We start from the raw sequence: 1671 nt of genomic DNA on the forward strand, positions 1-1671 counted from the left end.
CCGACATTCCCCAAGTGGCCTGCCGCTTGACTTCAAGATCGCCTGATTTTGCTCGCTGGGCAAGCGTTTTTCGCCCCGAGCGGTGTCTGTCGTCGCGCAAACGGCCGAAGTCGGGTGGATCAAGCCTCGAACCCGCAGCATTCTGGCCCGGCAGAGCCGCTTTTCCGCGCGGCAGACGGACCTGTCCTGCCGCTTTCGTTCAGCTTGGGCATGGATCGTGGTCATGCGCATGACGGAGGCGTTCGAAGACGGCGGATGGCGGCAAGGACGGCCCGCACCATCGGGCCGGTGACGGCGACCTCGGCCAACTGGAAGGTAATGGCGCGGGCGTGGCGGACGACGCGGGCGCCGATCTTGATCAGCTTGAGTTGCAGGCTGGTCAACGACCAGTCCGCCATGGCCTCGGGCAGTTCGATGCAGCGCAGGAAGGTTGCCAGGTTGTAGGCCAGCGCGTGCAGTTGCAGCCGCACCTCGTTGTGCCGGAACTTCCGGCATGACAGCCGCGTCCAGCGAAAGGCATATTTGCCTTCCTTGATGTGCTGCTCTGCGGTGCCGCGCTGGTTGTAGAACCTCACCACCCAGTCTGGCTCCATCGGCAGGTTGGTGACGATGAAGCCGACTTTGGGGAACAGCTCGCCCGGATGCCATTCGATCTTGGCGATGACGCGGCGCGGCTTGTCCCAGGACGCCGCCTGATACTCGAAGTCCTCGAAGAACCGTTTGACCTTGGTCAGCGAAGGCCGTCCCACGGGCCGTGTCAGCCGATGCGCGATCTTCTCGCGCAAGACGGCGTTGGCGGGCAGACGGATGGCGTAGAAGAACCTGGCTTCTTCCAGCCGCATATAGATCGCGGGGATCGCGTAGGCAGCGTCGGCCCGGAAGAAGCGTCCACCAAGGTCGCGGCCAGCATATCGGGCAATGACGGGATCAAGGACATCCCGCCAGCCATCGGCGCTGTGGACATTGCCGTTACGCAGGGCGCAGCGCTCCAGCATGCCAAACTGGTTGAACAAGAAGATGGGGTGATAGCAGGTGCAGTCGAAATGCCCGTTCCAGGCAGCACCTTCCTGATCGCCGTGGGTGGGGCTGACCGAGCTGTCCATGTCCAGCACGATGTATTTCAACCCGTTGCGGTCATGGAACCGGTCGATCCATTGGCCGTTCAGATCGGCCAGCGCCGCCCGGTTCGCGGCCAGAGCCAGCGTCTCGGTCTCGAACCGTCCCATCTGCGATGCCGAAGCAGCTTGCGCCTCGACGGCCCTGCCGCCAACGACCTGACGCATCACGGGATCGAGGGCCAAGCGGTCGGCATCGTTCACATCCTCGTATCCGGCCAGTCGTCCGAACACCGATTGCCGGAACAATCCGTCAAGCCGATGGAGCGTGTTCTTCCCGGTGCGGCTGTCTCGCAGCGCCTCCGACGCCAGATTGGACAGGCCGAGCACGTCATCAAGCTCGCGCATCACCAGCAGGCCACCGTCTGAACTGATCTGCGCACCACGGAACTCCAGACGCACACGGCGGTCGAAATCAACCCGATCTCCCCGCGCCAAGCCCGCACCCTCCAGGTGATCCATGAAACGCGCCCCTCGCAGCCGTCAACGCCATGATTTATATGCGAAATATCACGATTACGACAGCGAAATCAGCGACTTACTTGGAGAATGTGGG

The 1671-nt window shown here is 62.8% G+C and carries 1 protein-coding gene; it reads right to left on the reverse strand.

Annotated features, from left to right (window positions below):
* Positions 1–221: 221 nt before the first annotated feature.
* Entirely contained in the window at positions 222–1577 is a 1356-nt protein-coding gene (locus tag ACH0AE_RS17825; protein WP_012112698.1) for an IS1380-like element ISPme1 family transposase, read from the reverse strand.
* Positions 1578–1671 lie beyond the last annotated feature (94 nt).

Source organism: Sphingomonas sp. 179-A 2A2 NHS, from assembly GCF_045371305.1.
Classification (GTDB): Bacteria; Pseudomonadota; Alphaproteobacteria; order Sphingomonadales; family Sphingomonadaceae; genus Sphingomonas.